At 73.3% G+C, this 17,361-nt stretch carries 12 protein-coding genes; 4 read left to right on the top strand and 8 right to left on the bottom strand.

Translation table 11 applies throughout. The features are described from left to right. Positions 1-14: 14 nt before the first annotated feature. From HB370_RS24450 to HB370_RS24440, 3 genes are all read right to left on the bottom strand, one after another. Entirely contained in the window at positions 15-2,945 is a 2,931-nt protein-coding gene (locus tag HB370_RS24450; protein ID WP_244405626.1) for a protein kinase, read from the bottom strand. Between the two features lie 156 nt (positions 2,946-3,101). Continuing rightward, positions 3,102-5,174, bottom strand: coding sequence for a serine/threonine-protein kinase (locus tag HB370_RS24445; RefSeq protein WP_030794390.1), 2,073 nt, complete (start codon positions 5,172-5,174; stop codon positions 3,102-3,104). Positions 5,175-5,491: 317 nt separating this feature from the next. Continuing rightward, positions 5,492-7,198, bottom strand: a complete 1,707-nt coding sequence (locus tag HB370_RS24440; protein ID WP_030794387.1) for a glycerol-3-phosphate dehydrogenase/oxidase — start codon at positions 7,196-7,198, stop codon at positions 5,492-5,494. 279 nt (positions 7,199-7,477) lie between these two features. On the opposite strand from HB370_RS24440, the gene HB370_RS24435 reads away from it, so the two are divergent. Continuing rightward, positions 7,478-8,686, top strand: a complete 1,209-nt coding sequence (locus tag HB370_RS24435) for a nucleotide sugar dehydrogenase (protein ID WP_030794384.1) — start codon at positions 7,478-7,480, stop codon at positions 8,684-8,686. 556 nt (positions 8,687-9,242) lie between these two features. On the opposite strand, the gene HB370_RS24430 is transcribed toward HB370_RS24435, so the two are convergent. From HB370_RS24430 to HB370_RS24415, 4 genes are all read right to left on the bottom strand, one after another. Then, on the bottom strand, positions 9,243-10,367 hold the full coding sequence (locus HB370_RS24430) for a GuaB3 family IMP dehydrogenase-related protein (protein ID WP_030601053.1): 1,125 nt from the start codon (positions 10,365-10,367) through the stop codon (positions 9,243-9,245). Positions 10,368-10,505: 138 nt separating this feature from the next. Next, the gene (guaB, locus tag HB370_RS24425) at positions 10,506-12,014 is read right to left on the bottom strand and encodes an IMP dehydrogenase (protein WP_030601055.1); all 1,509 of its coding nucleotides are present in this window, start codon (positions 12,012-12,014) and stop codon (positions 10,506-10,508) included. A gap of 163 nt (positions 12,015-12,177) precedes the next feature. Beyond that, a complete protein-coding gene (locus HB370_RS24420) occupies positions 12,178-12,765 on the bottom strand; it encodes a sigma-70 family RNA polymerase sigma factor (protein ID WP_030794382.1) in 588 nt (195 codons plus the stop codon). A 640-nt stretch (positions 12,766-13,405) separates the two neighbouring features. Beyond that, positions 13,406-14,017, bottom strand: a complete 612-nt coding sequence (locus HB370_RS24415; RefSeq protein ID WP_003948568.1) for a response regulator transcription factor — start codon at positions 14,015-14,017, stop codon at positions 13,406-13,408. A 381-nt stretch (positions 14,018-14,398) separates the two neighbouring features. Between HB370_RS24415 and HB370_RS24410 the strand changes: the two genes are divergently transcribed. Continuing rightward, positions 14,399-14,728 carry a WhiB family transcriptional regulator gene (locus HB370_RS24410; RefSeq protein WP_030794380.1) on the top strand — a complete coding sequence of 110 codons (330 nt, stop codon included), beginning with the start codon at positions 14,399-14,401 and terminating at the stop codon, positions 14,726-14,728. Between the two features lie 127 nt (positions 14,729-14,855). Here HB370_RS24410 and HB370_RS24405 read toward each other — a convergent pair whose 3' ends face one another. After that, a complete protein-coding gene (locus HB370_RS24405) occupies positions 14,856-15,755 on the bottom strand; it encodes a LysR family transcriptional regulator (protein WP_030794377.1) in 900 nt (299 codons plus the stop codon). Between the two features lie 81 nt (positions 15,756-15,836). On the opposite strand from HB370_RS24405, the gene HB370_RS24400 reads away from it, so the two are divergent. Continuing rightward, a complete protein-coding gene (locus tag HB370_RS24400; protein WP_030794374.1) occupies positions 15,837-16,505 on the top strand; it encodes an MOSC domain-containing protein in 669 nt (222 codons plus the stop codon). A 74-nt stretch (positions 16,506-16,579) separates the two neighbouring features. Beyond that, a complete protein-coding gene (locus HB370_RS24395; protein ID WP_030794371.1) occupies positions 16,580-17,353 on the top strand; it encodes an SDR family oxidoreductase in 774 nt (257 codons plus the stop codon). The last annotated feature ends 8 nt before the right edge of the window (positions 17,354-17,361 follow it).

Here is a 17,361-nt window from a genome sequence, read left to right as displayed (position 1 = left end):
TGTGTACGCGCAGCTCAACCCGTGTAGCGATACGTCGCCACGGCCTGCTCGTACAGCCGGGTCACCTGGTCCCGCTCGGCTTCCGGGCCGCGTACCTGCACGATGTGGTAGCGGCCGTTCAGCAGCAGCGCCATGTTCCGCACGTACCGGTCCCGTCCCTGCCCGTCGGTCCACGTGAACTGCCCCTCGGCCATGGTCCGTCCGCCCACCTCGGTGGTCCGCAGACCGCTCGCCGTGGACCAGCTGGAGTCGCGGTACGGCTGGAGTTCCCGCTCCTTGTCCCGCTGGTAGGCCATCGGGTCGCTGCCGTAGGCGGACGCGCCGTCCCGGCCCGGTACGACGATCAGCTCGAAGTCCCCGTGGGCGTAGACCACCTGGCCGCTGCCGTTCCTGGGGCTGCGGTCCCAGCCCTCGGCGACGGCGACCCGGAAGCCGTCGGGGTCCTTGCGCAGGGTGAACCCGTCGGGCACGGCGGGGTCCCCGCCGGTCTGGGTCTCGGTCGCAGGCGCGGAGGTGCCCTCGTCCGGGGTGCTCTGCCCGGCGGAGGGCTGCCGGGTCTGCGCGGGCAGCGGACCCGTCCGCCCGGCGCTGCCGGTACGGTCCCCGCCGGTCTCCTGCTTGGGCATGAAGAGCATCGCGTAGGCGATCCCGCCCGCCAGCAGGAGCAGTATCAGCAGGAGCAGGGTCCGGCCGAGGCTGCGCGGCGAACGGGCGCCCCCGGGGGCCCGCTTGTGCCGGCCGTGCGGGCCCGCCGCGACCGCGCCGGAACGACGGCGGCGGCGCACCAGTTCACCCCGGCGCCGCACGATCGGCAGCCGGCTCGGGTCGGCGGGCGGCACGGGGACGACCCGGGTACCGGCCTCCGGCTCGGGCGCGGACCGCACCAGGGAGCGCAGCCAGCCGCTCAGTTCCTCCATGTCCGGCCGCTCGGTGGGGTCCTGACGCAGCAGCGACTCCACGACCGGGCGCAGCGGTCCGCACTCCTCGGCGAAGGCGGGCGGCTCGGCGCACACCAGCTGCACCAGTTCGGCCGTGGACTCCTCCGGGTACGGCGCGTGTCCCTGTACGGCGCGGAACAGCAGCGCCCCCAGCGCCCACAGGTCGGTGGCGGGACCGATGGGCGCGGCCAGCTGCCAGTTCTCGTGCACGGGCCCGGCCTGCTCCGGCGCCCACCGCTCCGTCACCGGCCCCACCACGGCCATCCGCACCTGCCGCGCCCGCTCGGCGGCAAGCGCACTGCGGGGACCTCGGCGTACGGCACCGGGGGCGTCCCAACCGGGGGCGGGGGCCGCATCCGAGGGCCGGCCGGGGTCGTGACGGCGGACGGGAGCGAGGCCGGACTCCGAGGAGCCGTACGGCTCGGAGGGGTGGCCGGGAACGGGCCCGGACTCCGAGGGGCCGTAGGGGTCGAAGGGGCGGCCTGAGCCGGACGCGGACGTGCCGGGGCCGGTCGGGGCCGCAGACGTGTGGCCGGGGCCGGGTGCCGGCAGCCCTGCGGGGTTGGCGGGAGCCGGCGCCGCAGGACCGGAGCCGGATGCCGGCAGCCCGCCGGGGCCGTCGGCCGGGGGGCGCTGCCTGTCGCGGGCCTGGGGCGGGACACGGCCGGGTCGCGGCTGTGCCGGGGGCAGGCCCAGTCGCCGGGTGCCGCCGTCCAGGGCCTGGGGCGTACCGCTGTCCTGGGAGGTGCCGCCGGATCCGGGGCGCGGCGCGGCACCGTGCCAGGGGGCGCCGCGCACACCGTACGGGTCGGCTATGCGGCCGGGCGGCACCGCGCCGCCGGGCTCCGGGGGGTACGAGGGTTCTGCCGGGTCGTCGGTCCGGCCGGAGTCGGCGGCCGCGTCGGCCGGGGGGCGGGCGCCGGGCAGGGCGGGGCGCCGGCCGTGCTCCGCCTCGTGCACCCGGGCGGCGGCCCGGGCGCCCGCGCGGTAGGCGGCGATGGCCCCGGCCCGCGCGGCCCGGACGTCGGAACCGGTCTCCAGAGCGGGCTGCCCCGCCGCGCCGGAGACCCCGTCCCCGCCGGGCGCGGGCAGCGCTCCGGCGGCCCGGGCCTGGATGGCGGCCCGCCGCGCGGCCTCGGGATCGACGTCCGCCACACCACCGGAGACGCCGGCACCACCGAAACTGCCGGGACCCCCGGAGCCGCCGGCACCGAAAGAACCGTCAGGACCACCGGAACCAGCAGGGACCCCGGCGTTCTCCGCGCCCTCCGCGCCCTCCGCCTCCGCCCAGCCCGCATACCCGGCCGGGCCGGTGCCGAGAGCCTCCCCCGTGCCCCCGCCGCCCGCCGGGTCCTCGGTGGGCGGCACCGGGTCGTACCCGCAGAGCGCCTCCTCCGCCGCGCCCGCCGCGAGACCGCTCAGCACCACCCGGCCGTCGTCACAGACCAGAACCGTGCGGACGGTGATGTTGCGGTGCACCCAGCCGTGGGCGTGCAGCACCCGGAGGGCCATGAGCACGTCGGAGGCGACCTCGGCCGCCCGGTACGGCGTCAGCGGCCGCTCGGTGAGCAGCGCGGCCAGCGGACGCGCGGCCACCAGTTCGCTGACGATCCACAGGGACCCGCCCTCGGCGAACACGTCGAAGACCTGGTCCAGGCGCGGGTGGTCGGGCACGCGGGCCGCGGCCTGCGCGGCCTCGACGGCGCGCCGTACCGCCGGGTCGGCGGGCTGCCGGGTGGCGCCCCTGGCCTCCGCCGGCCGGCGGGACGGGCGCTGACGTGCGGTGAACCCCTCGGGCAGCCCTTCGGCGTCGAGCACCTCGGCCTCGACGACCTCCGGCAACGGCACCTGCCGGACAAGGACTTCCTGGCCGCTGTAGGTGTCGAAGGCGCGGTTCTCGGTGAACTCGTACGCGTCGGACGGCGGCAACGGCAGGCGGTAGCGGTCGGCGAGCACCCGGCCCGCGTAGTCGTCCACTGTGCCTCCCTCGGCCGCCCGGCTGGTCATGTCCGTTCGTCATACGACCCGTTGCGCACACACCCGCGGCTGCGTACGGTCCGCGACCCTTCACGATACGTGCCAGAGGCAACCCGCACGGTCCGGATGACGGATTCTCAGGCACCGAACCGGAGTGTTCTCCTGCGCCGAACCGACGCGGGGTGTCTACGACTTGGGCCGGAAGGACTTCGTCAGCGTCTTCCAGGTGTCCTTGCGCAGGTCACCGTGCCAGTCGGCGTCCCGCGCGGTGTACATCAGCGCGTAACCGAGGTGGTCGTTCACCACGAAACCCCGGTCGATCGTGCGGAGTCTGGTGCCGTCGTCGACGTAGGTGAACTCCCAGTCGGCCGTGTTCCAGCCGCGGTAACCCACCTTCTCTATACGGACCTTGTGGTACTGGGGGCGCACCATGTACCGCTCCTGGTTCCGCCAGTCCGCCACCGGGTCGTCCTTGGGCGTACCGGTCCAGGCGACGAGCAGCTTCTGCCCCTGCGGACCGGTGTAGCGGTCCCCGGACCGGCCGGTGGTCTGGTACTTCCATCCCTTGGGCAGCCCGATCGAGTAGCCCTGGCCGCCCTTGCGGGTGCTCTCGACCGGCGCGCTCCCGCCGTCCTCGCCGGCGGGCGCGGCGGAGTCGCCGGAGCCGTCCGGGTCGCCGGCGGCCGGGCTCGCGCCGGTGTCCGCGGCGGCACCGGTGGCGGTGGACGCCGAGGAGGCGCCGTCCGTCCGCGCCCCGCCGTCCGGGTCCTTGGCGGCGTCCTTGTCCTGTTCGGCGGACGCGCCGGCACCGGCCGCGGGCTTGGCCCCGCTGCCCTTGCCGTCGTCGCCGCTGTCGCTCAGGGCGAAGGCCAGCACGGTCCCGAGCACCGCGAGCACGACCACGGCGACGATGACCACCAGCGTGCGCTTGGGCACCACATCGGTCAGCGGGGCCTTCGGCACCGGCCGCGGCGGCAGGTCCAGGTCCGGCGGCGGTACGACGGGCCAGCCGGAAGCCGGCTTGTTCGCGCTGGAGTTCGGCCCGGCGATGCCACCGGGCCCCCCTACGGCACCCGCCCGCGCCCCACCGGGGGAACCGGGCCGCGCCCCGCCGGGGGAACCTCCGGCACCGGGCCGGGAGCCTGCGACGGCACTCCCGGCGCCCGGCAGCGCGCCGGGAGCCTGCGGCGGGCGGGGAGCGGGCGGCGCGGACGGCGCGCTCCCGCTCCTGGTCCGCGTGGTGGCGGCGCCGGTGGCCGCGCCCGCCGCCTTGCGCACCGAGCGCAGCGCGCCGCGCAGCTTCTCCCCGGCCTCCTCGCCCCGCTTGCCGTCCGGCCCGCCGGGCTGGACCGGCAGCGGAACCACCCGGGTGGCGTCCATCGGCTCCGGCTCGGGCGCGTGGATCACCGCGTTGAGCATGGCCCGGGCCCCGGCGTCGTCGAGCCGCTTGGCCGGGTCCTTGGTCAGCAGGCCGTAGAGGACGTCCCGCAGCGGCCCCGCGTTCTTGGGCTCCTCCAGCGGCTCGGTCATCACCGCGGTGAGCGTGGCGATCGCCGAGCCCTTGTCGTAGGGGGGCGTGCCCTCGACCGCCGCGTACAGCAGACCGCCGAGCGACCACAGGTCGGCCGCCGGTCCCGGCTTGTGGCCGCGGGCGCGCTCCGGGGAGATGTAGGAGGGGGCGCCGACGAGCATGCCGGTGGAGGTGATGGACGGGTCGCCCTCGACCTGCGCGATGCCGAAGTCGGTGAGCACGACCCGGCCGTCCTCGGCGATGAGCACGTTGGACGGCTTCACGTCCCGGTGCAGGATTCCCTGCCGGTGCGCGGAGCGCAGCACGTCCAGGATGGCGAGGCCGACCTCGGCGGCGCGCCTCGGCGTCAGCACCCCGTCCTCGCGGATGACCTCGGCCAGGGACTTGCCCTCGACCAGCTCCATGACGATCCAGGGCCGGTCGTCCTCGTCGACCACGTCGAAGACCGTCACCGCGCTGTTGTTGCGGATCCGGGCGATCGCCTTGGCCTCGCGCAGGGTACGCGTGATCAGGCGCCGCTTCTCCTCCTCGTCGATGTTCGACGGGAACCGTAGTTCCTTGACGGCGACCGTCCGGCCGAGGGTCTCGTCCTCGGCGCGCCAGACCGTGCCCATACCGCCGCGGCCCAGCACGTCCCCCAGCCGGTACCGCCCCGCGAGGAGACGCCGTTCGCTCTTGTCCTGACGAGTCTCCTGACGAGATGTACCCGCCCGCTCCGCCTCCGACATGCGTCCCCTCATACAACCCGCCCTGACAGAGCCTCCATTGTCTCTCACCCGGCAAGTGCCCGGCGCCCAGGGTGCCCCTGGCCGGGCCCCGCCTTCTCCGCTGCGGAAGCCCTCTTGAAGCGGGCGTTCCGCTTATCGGGATGAGGGGTCGTAAGAGCGGAGGAACCGGTCTGCCGACGCTTCGGACAGTCCTGTCCATACCGGTGTTCCCGGCGCCGCCCCTCGCCCCGGCGGCACGTCAGCAGACCTCCGAAAGCCCCCGGGAAGCCACTCCTGACCAGCACTCGGTCACGGTTCCGCCCCCGCGACCGCGGGCCCTACAGCGGCACGATGTCCGGTGCCCCCAGCCGGGCCGCGTCCGCCGTCTGGTCGTCGGGCTGGAGCTGGGACTCGCGCTCGGCCTCCACCCGCTTCTCGTAGTGCTCGACCTCGCGCGCTATCCGGTCCGCGTCCCAGCCGAGGACCGGCGCCATCAGCTCGGCCGCCTCCCGGGCGCTGCGCGTGCCCCGGTCGAAGGTCTCGATGGAGATGCGGGTACGGCGGGTGAGGACGTCGTCCAGGTGCCGGGCGCCCTCGTGCGAGGCGGCGTACACCACCTCGGCGCGCAGATAGTCGTCGGCGGCGTGCAACGGTTCGCCGAGCGCGGGGTCGGCGGCGATGAGTTCCAGGAGTTCCTCGGCCAGCGAGCCGTAGCGGTTGAGCAGGTGTTCCACGCGGACCACGTGCAGTCCGGTGCGGGCGGCGATGCGTGCCCGCGCGTTCCACAGCGCCTGGTAGCCCTCCGCGCCGAGCAGCGGGATCTCCTCGGTGACGCAGTCGGCGACGCGCATGTCCAGGCCGTGCACCGCCTCGTCGACGGCGTCCTTGGCCATCACCCGGTAGGTCGTGTACTTGCCGCCCGCCACGACCACCAGCCCCGGCGCCGGATGGGCGACCGTGTGCTCGCGGGACAGCTTGCTGGTGGCGTCGGACTCGCCGGCCAGCAGCGGGCGCAGCCCGGCGTACACCCCCTGCACGTCGTCGCGGGCGAGCGGGACGGCCAGCACCGAGTTGACGTGTTCCAGCAGGTAGTCGATGTCGGCGCTGGACGCGGCGGGGTGGGCCTTGTCCAGGTCCCAGTCGGTGTCGGTGGTGCCGATGATCCAGTGCCGGCCCCAGGGGATGACGAACAGGACGGACTTCTCGGTGCGCAGGATCAGGCCGGTGGTGGAATGGATGCGGTCCTTGGGCACGACCAGGTGGATGCCCTTGGAGGCGCGGACGTGGAACTGCCCGCGCTCGCCCACCATGGCCTGGGTGTCGTCGGTCCACACGCCGGTGGCGTTGACGACCTGCTGGGCGCGGATCTCGTACTCCCCGCCGCCCTCCACGTCCCGCACCCGGGCGCCCACGACCCGCTCGCCCTCGCGCAGGAACCCGGTCACGCGCGCGCGGTTGGCCACCTTCGCGCCGTACGACGCCGCCGTGCGCACCAGGGTGGCCACGAAGCGGGCGTCGTCCATCTGGGCGTCGTAGTACTGGAGGGCGCCGACGAGCGCGTCCTTCTTCAGGCAGGGGGCCACGCGCAGGGCGTGACGACGGGTCAGGTGGCGGTGCATGGGCAGCCCTCGGCCGTGACCGCGGGCCATCGACATCGCGTCGTACAGCGCGACGCCCGAGCCCGCGTACAGCCGCTCCCAGCCCTTGTGCTGGAGCGGGTAGAGGAACGGCACCGGTTTGACCAGGTGCGGGGCGAGGCGTTCGAGCAGCAGGCCGCGTTCCTTGAGGGCCTCGCGGACCAGGGCGAAGTCCAGCATTTCCAGATAGCGCAGGCCGCCGTGGATGAGCTTGCTGGACCGGCTGGAGGTGCCGGACGCCCAGTCCCGGGCCTCGACCAGGCCCGTCGACAGGCCGCGGGTGACCGCGTCCAGCGCGGTGCCGGCGCCGACCACGCCGCCGCCGACCACCAGCACGTCCAGCTCGCGTTCCGCCATCGCCGCCAGTGCCTCGGCGCGCTGCGCCGGCCCCAGTGTCGCTGTCCTCACCGCTGCCTCCCGCTGTCGCTGACTCGCTCGCGTCGGCCGCACCCGGTGGGCGTAGCCCCGTCATGCCCTCCTCATGCCCAAATGATGACCGCGATGCGCCGCTTCAGCCACCACGGGCCTCCCACCTGTGGACAACTCGCGCACAACCACGGCAAGACACACAAACACAATCACACATAACGGTCATATGTGTACCTAGTCTGTCAGTGCGCTCGCTCTTGCTGTCCACAGCGGTTGCGCACCTGTCCCGCTTCGGCTACTGGGAAGGACGGCCCACGCATGCCCGCAGACCTCGCCGTCATCGGACTCGGCCCCTACGGACTGCCGCTCGCCCAGGCCGCCGTCGCCGCCGGCGTCCGCACCGCCGGCTACTCCACCGGCCCCGAGACGGGCCCGCTCAGCGCCGCCGAGCTGCGCCGGATGCACTCCGCCGGCTTCCGGCTCGCCACCGACCCGGCCCAGCTCGGCCGGGTGCGCACCGCGGTGATCTGCGCGCCCACCCCGCGCGGCGCCGACGGCGGCCTGGACCTCGGCCAGGTCGAGGCCGCCGCCCGCACCCTGGCCGCACACCTGCGCCCGCACACCACGGTCATCCTGGAGTCCCCCGTACTGCCCGGGACCACGGAGGAGTTCCTGCGCCCGCTGCTGGAGGACGGCTCGGGTCTGCGGGCCGGCCGCGACTTCCACCTCGCCTACTCCCCCAGCCGCGTCGACCCCGGCAGCCGAGCCCACACGCCGGCCTGCACCCCGAGGGTCATCGGCGGTCTCACCCCCGCCTGCACCGAGTCCGCCGCCGCGTTCTACGGCCGGCTCACCGACAAGGTGGTCCGCGCACGCGGGCTGCGCGAGGCGGAGACCGTGCAGTTGCTGGAGACCAACTACCGGCACGTGAACATCGCGCTGGTCAACGAGATGGCCGTGCTCTGCCACGAGCTGGGCGTGGACCTGTGGGACGTCATCCGGTGCGCGGAGACCAAGCCCTTCGGCTTCCAGGCGTTCCGGCCGGGCCCGGGCGTCGGCGGGCACGGCGCCGCACAGGACCTGACCGGGCACGCGACCCGCACCCTGCGCATGGTCGAGCTGGCCCAGCAGGTCAACAGCCGGATGCCCCGGTACGTCGTCCAGCGCGCCGCCACGCTCCTGAACGAGCACGGCAAGTCCGCGCGCGGGGCCAGGGTGCTGTTGCTCGGCGTCACCTACAAGCCCGACCTCGCCGACCTCCAGGGCACGCCCGCGCGCGAGATCGCCGTCCGGCTGATGGAGTTCGGCGCGTCCGTGAGCTACCACGACCCGTACGTGCCCGCCTGGAACGTCCTGGACCGCCCGGTCCCGCGCGCCGACTCCCTCTACGAGGCCGCAGCCGACGCCGACCTCACGATCCTGCTCCAGCACCACCGCACGTACGACTTGCAGGGCCTGTCGGTGAAGGCCCAGCTGCTGCTCGACACCCGGGGCGCCACACCCACGGGGGCGGCGCACCGGTTGTGAAAGGGGGCGCGCGGGGGTGTGGGGGCCGGGGACTGGTGGCGTCGGAAATTCCCCGCCGGTACCTTGGGGACAGACGGAGCCCACCGCAGCGGGTAACTACGGCGGGCTCCTGGATGGATCACGGAGTGTCCACCCCTAGTTCTCATAGGGGTGGCCGCTCACCATCCGAAGATCCGCAAGATCCACCTCCTCCGGAACTTCACCAGCCAAAGGCGAGTGCGGTCCCAGCGGTCGGGCTTGCGGTGGCGTCCCATGGGCGCCCCCTTCCACGATGCCGCCCAGAGACCCGGTAGGCGGTCCGTCTGGAATTCGGGCCGGGCCCCGAGGGCGGGAGCCCGGTCCAGATCCTTGGAAGGGGGCGGCCCAGAGAGCTCGGGTCGCCGGTCACGGACATCACCGGCCCGCTACGCCCGTTCGGCCCACATTCGCCCCGAACACAACCGTGCGCCCCCTTTCGCGCAGTGCGCCCCCGGGCACGAGCGCCCGGGCATGCGAAAGGGCCGGCCGTCCGCTCGGGACGACCGGCCCTCGGGGCGTCGCGGGGACCGCCCGGCGACTACCGCCGGTGCTGGCTGTCCGCCACCGTCACCTCGACCCGCTGGAACTCCTTCAGCTCGCTGTAGCCGGTGGTGGCCATGGCGCGGCGCAGTGCACCGAAGAAGTTCATCGAGCCGTCCGGGGTGTGCGACGGACCGGTGAGGATCTCCTCGATCGTGCCGACCGTGCCGAGGCCCACCTTCTTGCCGCGGGGCAGTTCCTCGTTGACCGCCTCCATGCCCCAGTGGTGGCCCTTGCCGGGCGCGTCCGTCGCACGGGCCAGCGGGGAGCCCATCATGACGGCGTCGGCGCCGCAGGCGATCGCCTTGGGCAGGTCGCCGGACCAGCCGACACCGCCGTCCGCGATCACGTGCACGTACCGGCCGCCGGACTCGTCCATGTAGTCCCGGCGGGCCGCGGCCACGTCGGCGACGGCCGTCGCCATCGGGACCTGGATGCCGAGGACGTTGCGCGTGGTGTGCGCGGCGCCACCGCCGAAGCCGACCAGCACACCGGCCGCACCGGTGCGCATCAGGTGCAGCGCGGCGGTGTACGTGGCGCAGCCGCCGACGATCACCGGCACGTCCAGCTCGTAGATGAACTGCTTGAGGTTCAGCGGCTCGTGCGAGGACGACACGTGCTCCGCCGACACCGTGGTGCCCCGGATCACGAAGATGTCCACGCCCGCGTCCACCACCGCCTTGGAGAACTGGGCGGTGCGCTGCGGGGAGAGCGCGGCGGCGGTGACCACACCGGCGTCGCGCACCTCCTTGATGCGGGCGCCGATCAGCTCCTCCTTGATCGGCGCCGCGTAGATCTCCTGGAGGCGGCGGGTCGCCTGCTCGGCGGGCAGCTCGGCGATCTCGTCCAGCAGCGGCTGCGGGTCCTCGTACCGGGTCCACAGGCCCTCGAGGTTCAGCACGCCGAGGCCGCCCAGCTCACCGATGCGGATCGCGGTGGCCGGGGAGACCACGGAGTCCATGGGGGCGGCCAGGAACGGCAGCTCGAAGCGGTAGGCGTCGATCTGCCAGGCGATCGAGACCTCCTTCGGGTCCCGCGTACGGCGGCTGGGGACGACGGCGATGTCGTCGAAGGCGTACGCCCGGCGGCCGCGCTTGCCGCGCCCGATCTCGATCTCAGTCACGTCTTGGCCTTTCCCTGATGCGTTTCAGCGTCTTCCAGTATCGCCGACGGCTGTGCCGGCGACCCCCCACCTATACGGCGAGGGCGGCCCCGGAGCCGTCCGGAGCCGCCCTCGAAGAGCCTCACGCGTGTGCGCGCGTCACTTCTTGCCGCTGTAGTTCGGTGCCTCGACCGTCATCTGGATGTCGTGGGGGTGGCTCTCCTTCAGGCCCGCCGACGTGATCCGGACGAACCGGCCGTTGGCCTGCAGCTCGGGCACGGTCCTGCCGCCGACGTAGAACATCGACTGGCGCAGGCCGCCGACCAGCTGGTGGACGACGGAGGACAGCGGGCCCCGGTAGGGCACCTGGCCCTCGATGCCCTCGGGGATCAGCTGCTCGTCGGAGGCGACGCCCTCCTGGAAGTAGCGGTCCTTGGAGAAGGAGCGGCGGTCGCCACGGGACTGCATGGCGCCGAGGGAGCCCATGCCGCGGTACGACTTGAACTGCTTGCCGTTGATGAACAGCAGCTCGCCCGGGGACTCCTCGCAGCCCGCGAGCAGCGAGCCGAGCATCACCGTGTCGGCGCCCGCGACCAGGGCCTTGGCGATGTCGCCGGAGTACTGCAGACCGCCGTCACCGATCACCGGGACACCGGCGTCCTTGGCGGCGAGCGCGGCCTCGTAGATCGCGGTGACCTGCGGCACGCCGACGCCGGCGACGACGCGGGTGGTGCAGATGGAGCCGGGACCGACACCGACCTTGATGCCGTCGGCGCCCGCGTCGACCAGGGCCTGGGCGCCGTCGCGGGTGGCGACGTTGCCGCCGATGACGTCGACGCCGGAGGAGTTCGACTTGATCTTGGCGATCATGTCGCCGACCAGCCGGGAGTGGCCGTGCGCGGTGTCCACGACGATGAAGTCGACACCGGCCTCGATCAGGGCCTGGGCGCGCTCGAAGGCGTCACCGGCCACACCGACCGCCGCGCCGACCAGCAGACGGCCCTCGGCGTCCTTGGCGGCGTTCGGGTACTGCTCCGCCTTGACGAAGTCCTTGACGGTGATCAGGCCCTTGAGGATGCCCTCGTCGTCGACCAGCGGCAGCTTCTCGATCTTGTGCTTGCGCAGCAGCTCCATGGCCTCCGGGCCGGAGATGCCGACCTTGCCGGTGACCAGCGGCATCGGGGTCATGACCTCGTGCACGCGGCGGCTGCGGTCGCTCTCGAAGGCCATGTCACGGTTGGTGACGATGCCGAGGAGCCGCTTGTCGCCGTCGGTCACCGGGACACCGCTGATGCGGAACTTGGCGCACAGCGCGTCGGCCTCGGCGAGCGTGGCCTCCGGGTGGATGGTGATCGGGTCGGTCACCATGCCGGACTCGGAGCGCTTCACCAGGTCGACCTGGTTGGCCTGGTCCTCGATGGAGAGGTTGCGGTGCAGGACGCCGACACCGCCCTGGCGGGCCATCGCGATCGCCATGCGGGACTCGGTCACCTTGTCCATGGCGGCGGACAGCAGCGGGATGTTGACCCGCACATTGCGGGAGACGTACGAGGTGGTGTCGATCTCGTCGGGCGCCATGTCCGACGGGCCCGGCAGCAACAGCACGTCGTCGTAGGTCAGCCCGAGTGTCGCGAATTTACCGGGCACTCCGTCGACGTTGGCAGTCATGACACCTTCCCCAAATGGCCTTGATCGGTGCGGATGTCCATGCTAACGGGAAGCATCGCTAGCAAATTCCACGGTAACGGCTCGCTTCAGGCTTCGTATCTTCGTACGAAACCGTCGGTGCGCATACGCGGGGACGGAGCTACGGCGGCTCCGTCCAGGGGGATTACTGCTCGGCGAGCGCCCTGAGACGGCTCAGCGCCCGGTGCTGGGCCACGCGGACCGCCCCGGGTGACATTCCCAACATCTGCCCGGTCTCCTCCGCGGTCAAGCCCACGGCGATGCGCAACAGAAGCAGTTCCCGCTGGTTCTCCGGGAGGTTGGCCAGCAGTTTCTTGGCCCACTCGGCATCGCTGCTGAGCAGGGCGCGCTCCTCCGGGCCGAGGGAGTCGTCGGGCCGCTCGGGCATCTCGTCGGACGGCACCGCCGTCGACCCCGGGTGCCGCATGGCGGCGCGCTGGAGGTCGGCGACCTTGTGGGAGGCGATGGCGAAGACGAACGCCTCGAAGGGCCGGCCGGTGTCGCGGTAGCGCGGCAGCGCGAGCAGGACGGCGACGCAGACCTCCTGGGCGAGGTCCTCCACGAAGTGACGGGCGTCGCCGGGGAGCCGGGACAGCCGCGTACGGCAGTAGCGCAGCGCCAGCGGATGCACCCGGGCCAGCAGGTCGTGCGTGGCCTGCGCGTCCCCGTCGACGGCACGGTGCACGAGCGCACCGATCGCCCCAGGGGCCGTGCCCGCCTCGTCGTCGCGCATCGGTCCATGGTGCCCTGTGGCCGCGCGGTCCGTCGCATCGTGCTCGTGGTTGTGCACCGAAGCGTTATGAGCAGGTGCGCCGGCACTCATCCCCTGCGCCCTCCCCTTCCGCTCGACCGACTCGTCCCCGAGAGACTCCACATCTCAAGGATGCGGCATCCGCGCCGAAACGAGCATCGCGCGTCCGGCGGGCCGCCTTGCGCGCGCCCTTCCGTGGGCCCGGCAGAGCGTACGCCGATCGGCCGCACACCCCGCACCGGGGGCGCCCACCTGCGCCGGAGCACCACCTTTGGGCGCCGCGCGCCGGAACGCGCGCCCGCCCGCCGGGGTGAACGACGGCACGTACGGCGGCGATCCGTACGGCGGGGTCGTGCACCGGCGTGAACTCGGACACGGCCGCCACCGGTGCGGCGACGGCAGGCCGGCTGGCCGGGCGCCGAAACAGGACCATGCGGGTCCGGGCCTGACCCGACCGGAGCCCCGCAGGGCGCGACCCGCTCGGACGCCCCGGCCGCGCATACCCGCGACCCGCACGACGGACGGGCAGCCCGGGCCGCCGCCCCGGCCGGGGTGGCCGGGCCCCGGCCCGCCACCCGGGCGTCGGCCCCGGCCCGTCACCCGGAGCGCCGGCCCCGGCGGGTCAGCGGACCAGGCCCCAGCGGAACCCGAGGGCCACCGCGTGGGCGCGGTCGGAGGCGCCCAGTTTCTTGAACAGCCGGCGGGCGTGCGTCTTGACCGTGTCCTCGGAGAGGAACAGCTCGCGGCCGATCTCGGCGTTGGAGCGGCCGTGGCTCATGCCTTCCAGGACCTGGATCTCGCGCGCGGTGAGCGTGGGCGCCGCGCCCATCTCCGCCGAGCGCAGCCGGCGCGGGGCGAGCCGCCAGGTCGGGTCGGCGAGCGCCTGGGTCACGGTGGCCCGCAGCTCCGCGCGCGAGGCGTCCTTGTGCAGGTAGCCACGGGCGCCGGCGGCGACCGCGAGGGCCACGCCGTCCAGGTCCTCGGCAACGGTGAGCATGATGATGCGCGCGCCCGGGTCGGCGGAGAGCAGCCGGCGCACGGTCTCGACACCGCCCAGACCGGGCATGCGCACGTCCATCAGGATGAGGTCGGAGCGGTCGGCGCCCCAGCGGCGGAGGACTTCCTCGCCGTTGGCCGCCGTCGTCACACGCTCGACACCGGGCACGGTCGCGACCGCGCGGCGGAGCGCTTCTCGGGCAAGCGGGGAGTCGTCGCAGACGAGGACGGATGTCATGACCGCCCTCCGCAGCTGATGCGCGTCACCTTGAGCCTCCAGGCTGGTACGGAATCGTCACCTGTGCGGTCGACCGTCTCGGACGCCTGCCCGAGCGCTTGTTCTTTCAACCGCCTCCGCACTCTCAACGACGGTCACTCGAAAGAGTTACGGGCCCGCGTGCCGTCTTCGGCACTCTATGTGAGGGGACGGACACGGTGCAGACATGCTCGTCGGACTCTCAACTTTTCATCACAACCTATGACCCATTTGGCCCCTTTTCTTCCCGTTTCGCAGTGTCCGGGGCTAGATTCGCAATGAGTCATATTTTCATCTCCTTAGACCGGAGATGTACGGTCGTTGGCACCGTACCCGCCCAGATCGGCGACAAGGGGTCACGTAATGGCAGATTTCTCCCGCCTTCCCGGACCGAACGCGGACCTGTGGGACTGGCAGCTGCTGGCTGCCTGCCGCGGCGTGGACAGCTCGCTCTTCTTCCACCCGGAGGGCGAGCGCGGGGCGGCTCGGAGCGCTCGCGAGAACTCGGCCAAAGAGGTCTGCATGAGGTGCCCGGTCCGCGCGGAGTGCGCGGCGCACGCGCTGGCGGTGCGCGAGCCGTACGGCGTCTGGGGCGGCCTGACCGAGGACGAGCGCGAGGAGTTGATGGGGCGGGCGCGCAACCGGCTGGTGACGGCCTCCACCACCAGCGGGGACACCGCTCAGGATCACTGAAGGAACGTTTCTTTAGGCAGGGTTCGCCGACCGGGTGCGTCCCCCCGTCCCGCGCAGGGGCGCGCGCCCGTGCCGACGGCGCCGTGCCCCTCCGCGCGCCCAGACCGCCGTACGCGCCCGGCCGCCGCTACATCCGCCCGGCCGCCCGGGCCAGTTGCTCCAGCGTCGCCGCCACGGCCGGCACCTGGGCCAGGTCGGGCAGGGTCAGGGCGACGATCTCGCGTCGTACCGCCGGTTCCAGCCGCACCGCGCGCACGCCTCGCGGCCGTACCGACTCCACGGCCAGCCGGGGCAGCACGGCGACCCCGAGACTCGCGCCGACCAGCCCGACCACGGCGGGATAGTCGTCGGTGGCGAAGTCGATGCGCGGGGTGAACCCGGCCCCCTCGCACACCTCGACCAGCTGGCCGCGGCAGCGCGGGCAGCCCGCGATCCACGGTTCCTGGGCCAGCTCGCCGATGGCGACACTCTCCGCGCGCGCGAGCCGGTGCCGTTCGGGCACCAGGGCGACCAGGCGGTCCGTCAGCAGGGGGCGTACCACGAGGTCGTCCCAGTCCTCGGCGACCGCGGCGCCCTCGTAGCGGAAGGCCAGGGCGAGGTCGCAGTCGCCCTCCCGCAGCAGGGTCACGGACTTCGGCGGCTCGGCCTCCTCCAGCGAGACCCGGGTGCCGGGGTGGGCGGCGCGCAGGGCGGCCAGGGCCGTCGGGACCAGCGTGGAGCTGCCGCTGGGGAAGGAGACCAGCCGGACCCGGCCCGCGCGCAGCCCGGCGATGGCGGCGACCTCCTCCTCGGCAGCGGTGAGCCCGGCGAGGATCCCGGAGGCGTGCCGGACGAGGGCCTCGCCGGCCTGGGTGAGGCGCATCTCGCGTCCGTTGCGGACCAGCAGCGGGGTGCCGACCGATGCCTCCAGGGCCTTCATCTGCTGGCTGACGGCGGGCTGGGTGCAGCCCAGTTCGCGCCCGGCCGCCGAGAAGGAGCCGGTGGTGGCGACGGCGCGCAGGACGCGGAGATGACGAGCCTCGATCACCTTTCGAGCATAAGGCAGCCTTTGGGCGGTGCGCCCGATAACGCGTCGCCGCTTTGGGCCTCGATCGCTTAGCGTGCTGGGATGAAGCTTCTTTCCGTCAATGTGGGCCGTCCGCGGCCGGTGCCCTACACGAGCCAGCCGGACGGTGTGACCGGCATCGACAAGCAGCCCGCCGAGGGGCCGGTGCGGGTGGCGGCGCCCGGTCCGAAGGGGGTCGGCGCGAGTGGGCTGGCCGGGGACGCGGTGTGCGACACGCGCCATCACGGCGGGGACGACCAGGCGGTGTACGCGTACGCCCGCGAGGACCTCGACGCGTGGGAACGGGAACTGGGCCGGCCCCTGGCCAACGGCTGCTTCGGCGAGAACCTGACGACGGACGGTCTGGACGTCTCCGGGGCGCTGATCGGCGAGCGCTGGCGGATCGGCCCGCAGGTGGTGCTGGAGGTGACCGCGGGCCGCATCCCGTGCGCCACGTTCCAGGGCCACATGGGCGAACGCGGCTGGGTCAAGAGGTTCACCCGGAAGGCCGCGACGGGTGCCTACCTCCGGGTGATCGAGCCGGGTGAGATCCGCTCGGGCGACCCGGTGGAGATCCTGTACCGGCCGGACCACGGGGTGACGGCGGCGATGCAGTTCCGCGCGGTCACCACCGAGCGCGAGCTGCTGCCCCGGCTGCTCGCGGCGGGCGAGGCGCTGCACTCGGAGACCCTGGCGCAGGCCCGGAAGTACGTGGCGGGGCAGCAGGCCTGACCGGCCGTCGGCCGGCGCGGGACGGCCTCGCGCGGTCAGCGGAGGCTGTCGGTCCGGGTCACTACGCTTGGGCCATGACAACGGCTCTGATTACGGGATCGACCGCGGGGATCGGTGCCGCGTTCGCGCGGCGGCTGGCGGCGGACGGGCAGGACCTGGTGCTGGTGGCCCGGGACACCGGGCGGCTGCGCGAGCAGGCGACGGAACTGCACGACCGGCACGGCGTCGAGGTGGAGGTGCTGCCCGCCGATCTCTCCCTGGACGAGGGCATCGAGGCGGTGGCCGCCCGGCTCGGCGACCGGAAGAACCCGGTCGACCTGCTGATCAACAACGCCGGCTTCGGCAACAAGGGCCGCTATCTGGACGTCTCGATGGCGGACGAGCTGCGGATGCTGAAGGTGCACTGCGAGGCGGTGCTGCGGCTGACCTCGGCGGCGGCCGGGGCGATGCGCGAGCGCGGCCGGGGCGGGGTGGTGAACGTCGCCTCGGTGGCCGCCTTCGTGCCGCGCGGCACCTACGGCGCGTCGAAGGCTTGGGTCGTGCAGTTCACCCAGGGCGCGGCGCGGGACCTGGCGGGCAGCGGGGTCCGGCTGATGGCGCTGTGTCCGGGGTTCGTGCGCACCGAGTTCCACCAGCGGGCCGGGATGGGCACGGACAACATCCCCGGCTGGCTGTGGCTGGACGCCGACAAGCTGGTGGCGGCGGCCCTGGCCGACCTGGCCCGGGGCAGGACGGTGTCCATCCCGGATCCCCGGTACAAGGCGCTGATGGGGCTGGTGAAGGTCACGCCGCGCGGGCTGCTGGGCGGGATCAGCTCCCGTACGGGGCGCAAGTACGGGCCGCGGTGACGGGCTGA

This window comes from Streptomyces sp. DSM 40868 (assembly GCF_011820545.1).
Lineage (GTDB): Bacteria > Actinomycetota > Actinomycetes > Streptomycetales > Streptomycetaceae > Streptomyces > Streptomyces eurythermus.
The sequence above is the reverse complement of the archived record's forward strand: the minus strand, read 5'-3'. Positions and strand labels throughout refer to the sequence as shown.